The organism is Kineococcus indalonis (assembly GCF_009906395.1).
Taxonomy (GTDB): Bacteria; Actinomycetota; Actinomycetes; order Actinomycetales; family Kineococcaceae; genus Kineococcus; species Kineococcus indalonis.
In genome coordinates this window covers 1-5,230 of record NZ_JAAALM010000290.1, presented here as the reverse complement: position 1 = coordinate 5,230, position 5,230 = coordinate 1, and the positions used below count along the sequence as shown (strand labels likewise).

General features: G+C 79.5%; 7 protein-coding genes. 6 read left to right on the top strand and 1 reads right to left on the bottom strand.

What is annotated here, in order from left to right:
• The 5 genes from GTR00_RS14025 to GTR00_RS24125 all read left to right on the top strand — a co-directional run.
• A partial coding sequence (locus GTR00_RS14025; RefSeq protein ID WP_205705794.1) for a universal stress protein occupies positions 1 to 580 on the top strand: 580 nt, incomplete at its 5' end.
• 224 nt (positions 581 to 804) lie between these two features.
• On the top strand, positions 805 to 1,758 hold the full coding sequence (locus GTR00_RS14020) for an ABC transporter ATP-binding protein (RefSeq protein ID WP_205705793.1): 954 nt from the start codon (positions 805 to 807) through the stop codon (positions 1,756 to 1,758).
• Between the two features lie 113 nt (positions 1,759 to 1,871).
• Positions 1,872 to 2,714: a hypothetical protein gene (locus GTR00_RS14015; protein ID WP_166612227.1), complete on the top strand. Its 843-nt coding sequence runs from the start codon at positions 1,872 to 1,874 to the stop codon at positions 2,712 to 2,714.
• Positions 2,711 to 3,661: an ABC transporter ATP-binding protein gene (locus GTR00_RS14010; protein WP_166612226.1), complete on the top strand. Its 951-nt coding sequence runs from the start codon at positions 2,711 to 2,713 to the stop codon at positions 3,659 to 3,661. Before GTR00_RS14015 ends, GTR00_RS14010 begins: the two co-directional genes overlap by 4 nt.
• Entirely contained in the window at positions 3,658 to 4,512 is an 855-nt protein-coding gene (locus GTR00_RS24125) for an ABC transporter permease subunit (protein WP_166612225.1), read from the top strand. Before GTR00_RS14010 ends, GTR00_RS24125 begins: the two co-directional genes overlap by 4 nt.
• Here GTR00_RS24125 and GTR00_RS25060 read toward each other — a convergent pair.
• On the bottom strand, positions 4,493 to 5,038 hold the full coding sequence (locus tag GTR00_RS25060; protein WP_407659696.1) for a MarR family winged helix-turn-helix transcriptional regulator: 546 nt from the start codon (positions 5,036 to 5,038) through the stop codon (positions 4,493 to 4,495). The two genes, GTR00_RS24125 and GTR00_RS25060, sit on opposite strands and share 20 nt — an antisense overlap.
• A gap of 76 nt (positions 5,039 to 5,114) precedes the next feature.
• On the opposite strand from GTR00_RS25060, the gene GTR00_RS25870 reads away from it, so the two are divergent.
• On the top strand, positions 5,115 to 5,230 hold a 116-nt coding region (locus GTR00_RS25870), incomplete at its 3' end, for a VOC family protein (RefSeq protein WP_166612223.1).

Below are 5,230 nucleotides of genomic sequence, written 5' to 3'. Positions count from 1 at the left end.
GGCGGGCGCCGCCCGCCCCCGCCCCGTGCTCGTCGTCGGCGTCAGCCGCCGCACGGGGTCGCCCAACGCGCTGCGCTGGGCGCAGGAGGAGGCCGACCACCGCGGCGGGCGGGTGCGCGCGGTGCTGGCCTGGCGCCCCCCGCGCGCCCCCGGTGTCTCCGGCGGGCGGCCCCCGGCGGTGTCCAGCACCGGCGTCGAGGACCTGCAGGCGCAGGCCGAGGAGCTCGTGCGCGGGTTCGCCGGCGCCGCCCTGGGCGAGGGGCACGTCGTGGAGTGCCTGGCGGTGCGCGGGGCGGCGCGCGCGGTGCTGCTGGAGCAGTCCCGCGGGGCGGACCTGCTCGTGCTGGACTCCCCGCGCACGGCGAAGCTGTCCACCCCCGGCGCCAAGCTGCTCGCCCCGCAGCTGGTGTTCTCCGCCGCCTGCCCGGTGGTGGTGATGCCCCCGCCCGTGGAGGAGGGGCTCTCCCGGGCCCGGAAGGCCACGCAGCGCCTGGGGCGCGCGGCGGCCTCCGCCGCGGCCTCCGCCGCGGCCTCCGCCGGCCGGCCGGGGCTGCCCCCGCGCGTGCCCGGCGAGGACTGAGCGCGTCCCCGCGGGCCGGGGCCCCGGCCCGCGGGGACGCGCCGCCCACCTCCGCCGCCCACCTCCGCCGTCCGCGCCCCGGGTCCACGCCCCCGGTCCACGCCCCCGGTCCACCCCGCCGTCCACCCCGCGGCGCCCTCCGGCACGCGATCCTCACCGATCCTCCGACGGACCTGCGACGGAGGGGTGATCCCCAGCGGGCGCACGGGTGGTGCACTGGCGGCGTGGACATCGGTGCGGGGGCGGGCGAGCCGCCGGGGATCGAGTGCAGCGGGCTGCGCAAGGCGTTCGGGGAGGTGCGGGCGCTGGACGACCTGACGGTCTCCTTCACCGCGCCCGCCACCGGGCTGCTCGGCGCCAACGGGGCGGGCAAGTCGACGTTCTTCCGCACGGCGCTGGGCCTGACGCGCCCGGACGCCGGGTCGCTGCGGGTGCTGGGGATGGACGCGGTGCGCGAGCGCGCCGAGGTGCGCCGGCGGGTGGGGTTCATGCCCGAGCACCCGTGCCTGCCGCTGGACATGTCCGCGCAGGAGGTGTGCGTGCACCTGGCCAGGCTGCGCGGGCTCGGCCGGCGCGACGCGGTGCGCCGCACCAGCGAGGTGCTCTTCGCCGTCGGCCTGGAGGAGGAGCGGCGCCGCCCCGTGGCCACCTACTCCCTGGGCATGCAGCAGCGCGCCAAGCTCGCCCAGGCCCTCGTGCACGGCCCGGAGCTGGTGCTGCTGGACGAGCCGACCTCGGGGCTGGACCCCTCCGGGCGCGAGGAGATGCTGCGGCTGGTGCGCCGGCTCTCGCGCGACCTCGGCGTGCGCGTGGTGGCCAGCTCCCACGTCCTGGACGACGTGGAGCGCACCTGCGACGAGGTGGTGGTGCTGCGCGCCGGGGCGCTGGCGGCGCAGCGGCCCGTGGCGGTCGGCCACGACCCCGGCGGTGCGGTGGACGTGCGCGTCGGCGGCGACGTCGCGGCGTTCGCGGCGGCGCTGGCGGCGCGGCTGGAGCCGCTGGGCGTGCGGGTGGGGCCCACCGCCACCGGCGACGTGCGCCTGAGCGCGGGCACCGACGCCGCGCTGGACGCGGTGCGGGACCTCGCCGACGAGCAGGGCCGCGCGCTGGTGCGGCTGGTCGCGGTCGGGCGCGGCCTGGAGGACGTGGTGCTGGACGCGATGGGGGGTGGCCGGTGAGCGGCGCGGCGGAGGGACGGGTGACGGGCGCCCGGGCGGCGGTCGACGGGTGCGGCGACGGGTGCGGCGCCGTACCCGGCGGTGCGGCGGGGGCTCCGGCGGCGCCGCGGGCGGTGCTGCACGACGTGCGCTACGTGCGCTACGCGGGGGCGCTGCGCCCGCGGCGCAACGCGGTGGCCGCGCTCGTGGCCGCCGACGTGCGCCGCCCGCTGGGCCTGGGCCGCAGCGCCGGCGCCAAGCTGTGGCCGTTCCTGCTGCTGGCGGTGGCGTACATGCCGGCGCTGGCGGTGGTCGCGGTGCCGCTGCTGGTGCCGCAGGTGACGGTGCAGCCCACCGACCTCATCGGCTACCCGCAGCTGCTGACGACGAACGCCGTGGTGGTGCTGGCGTTCGTGGCCACCGCCGTGCCCGCGGTGCCCACCCGCGACCGGCGCGACCGGGTGCTGTCCCTGTACTTCGCCACCGCGCTCTCGCGCGCCGAGTACGTGGTGGGCGCGGCGCTGGCGGCGGTGGCGCTGCTGGCGCTCATCGTGCTGGGCCCGGCGCTGGTGCTGTTCGTGGGTTCCGTCGCCACCGCCGACGACCCCGGCGGCTGGCTCGCCGACTCCGCCGGCGACCTGCCGCGCATCCTGCTGGCCTCGGCGGTGGTGGTGCTGCCGCACGCGGCGCTGGGGCTGGCGGTGTCCTCGCTGACCGCGCGGCGGGTGTTCGCGGTCGGCGCCTACCTGGCGGTCGTGCTGGTCGGGCCGGTGCTCTCGCGCCTGCTGGCGGTGGTGGTGGGCGCGGACTGGCCGCTGGCCTTCGACCCGGCCGGCGGGCCGGTGCTGCTGGCCACGGCGGTGGTGACGGGCGCGGAGCAGGCCGCCGGCCCGCTGGCGTGGTGGGTGTGGGCGGGCACGGTCGCCCTCGGGGCGACCGTGCTGGGCCTGCGCTACGGGCGCGGGGGCGACGCGTGAGCGCCGGCGCGGGCGTCGTGGAGCTGGACGGCGTCAGCCGCTGGTTCGGCGACACGGTGGCCCTCTCGGACGTCTCCTTCGCCCTGGGGGCGGGCGTGACCGGCCTGCTGGGCCACAACGGCGCCGGCAAGTCCACGGTCCTGTCGCTGCTGGCCGGCTCCGTGCGGCCCAGCCAGGGCCGGGTGCGGGTGCTCGGCGGCGACCCGCACGCCGAGCCCGGCGTGCACCGCGCCCTGGGCGTCGTGCCCGACGGGGAGGGCACCTGGGCGCACGCCAGCGCCCACGCCCAGGTGGCGTTCCTGGCCCGCCAGCGCGGCGTGCGCGACCCCGGCCGGGCGGCCGCGGCGGTGCTGGAGCGCGTCGGGCTGGCGGAGGCCGCGCACCGGCGCGTGGGCGGCTTCTCCAAGGGCATGCGCCAGCGGGTGCGCCTGGCCCAGGCTCTCGTGCACGACCCGCAGGTGCTGCTGCTGGACGAGCCGTTCAACGGCCTGGACCCCGCGCAGCGGCGCGCCGACGTCGACCTGGTCGCCGCCCTGGGCGCCGAGGGGCGCACCGTGCTGGTCTCCTCGCACGTGCTCGGCGAGGTGGAGCGCATGGCCTCGCGGGTGCTCGTCGTCGTCAACGGCCGGCTGGTCGCCGAGGGCGAGCCGGCCGCGATCCGCGACCTGCTCGTGGACCGCCCCCGCAGCGTCCACCTCGACGGGCCGCGGGTGCTGGAGCTGGCCGGGCTGCTGCTGGCCGAGGGCGTCGTGGACGCCGTGCAGCGCGACCCGGCCGGGCGCGGCGGGGTGCTGGTGCAGGCCCCGCGCGCCACCGCGCTGGCGGAGGCGGTGCCCCAGCTGGCCCGCCGCGCCGGCGCCACGCTGCGCCGGGTGGACCCGGTGGGCGAGGACCTGGAGAGCACGTTCGCGCACCTGGTGCGCCGGGCGAGGGGAGCGGGCCGGTGAGCGCACCGTCGACGCGGCCGCAGGAGCAGCCGCAGGAGCAGCCGCCGGGGCGGCGGGAGCAGGGGCAGCGGGCGCGGCGCGCACCGGGCGCACCGCCGCGCGCGGGGTTCGGCACGACCCTGTTCGGCTTCTCCCTCGGCGCGGTGCTGCTGCGCGGGCGCACCGCGGGGCTGGCGGCGCTGCCGCTGGTGGTTGCCGCCGTGGCGGTCGTCGTGCTGGTCCTGACGAGCGTGCCGGCCCGCTACGGGCTGCAGACCACGCTGGCCGGGGACCTGCTGATCGGCCTGGTGGTGCCGATCGTGGCGCTGGTGCTGGGCACCGGCGCCTTCGGCGACGAGCGCGAGGGCGGCACCCTGCCGCTGCTGCGCTCGCTGTCGCGGCCCCGCTGGCACGTCGTGGTGGCCCGCGCGGCCGCCGCGTGGGTGTCCACGGTCGTGGTGTGCCTGCCGGCGGCGGCGGCGGCCGTCGTGCTGGGCGTGTCGGTCAACCTGCCCGCCGGCGACGTCGTCGCCGGCGTGGCGCTGGCCACCGTGCTGACCTCGGCCGCCTACTGCGGGCTGTTCGTGCTGCTGTCGCTGCTGGCCCGGCGCGGGCTGCTGGCGGGCCTGGCGTACGTGGTGCTGTGGGAGACGTTCCTGGCGGGGCTGGCGCCGGCGCTGCGGGGGCTGTCGATCGGCTCCTACGGCCGCCGCGTGGTCACCCTGGCCACCCCCGGCGACGTGCCGCTGGGCACGGTGGCCGCCTCGGGCACGCTCACCTCGGCGCTGGTGCTGGCCGCGGTGGCGGTGGTGGCGGTGGTGCTGGCCTCCTGGCGGCTGCAGCGCACGGACCTCACCTCCGGCGGGGCCTGAGGCGCCGCGCGCCGGCGCTCACCCCGCCGCTGCCTGCGCCCTCGCCGGTGCCTGCGCCCTCGCCGGTGCCTGCGCCCTCGCCGGGGCCGGCGAGGGCGCCGGCGCAGGTGGCGAGGTCCTCGCGCAGCCGCAGCCGGGCCGCCGGGCCGAGGGCGGTGAGCATGCGCTGCTCGACGGCGCGCACGGCGGCGCTGGCCGCCTCCAGCGCCGCGCGCCCGGCGGGGGTGAGCTCGGTGGGCAGGGCCCGCCCGTGCGGGGCGCTGGCGGGGCGGGTGACCAGCCCGCGCTCCTGCAGGCCGCGCAGCACGCCGTTCATGGCCTGGCGGGTGACGAAGGCGCCGCGCGCGAGGTCGGCGCTGGACAGGCCCGGTCGCTGCCCGAGCAGCTCCAGGCACGAGTACTGCGGCACCGTCAGGTCCACCGGGCGCAGCGCCGCGTCCATGGCGCCGCGCAGCGCCGAGGCCGCCTGCTTGAGGGCGTACCCGACCGACTCCTCCAGGGGGCCGACCCCCGCGCGCCCGTCCACGTCAAGAGCTTGACACACGTCGCGGCCCGGGTGCACGCTCCAGGTGTCAAGTTCTTGACAACCCCAGGAGGACGACGTGACCGTCACCGGACCCGACTTCATCGCCCTGCAGGTGCGCGACCTCGCCCGCTCGGCCGCCTTCTACGAGGAGCACCTCGGCCTGCGCCGCGCCCCCGCCGGCCCGCCCGGGGC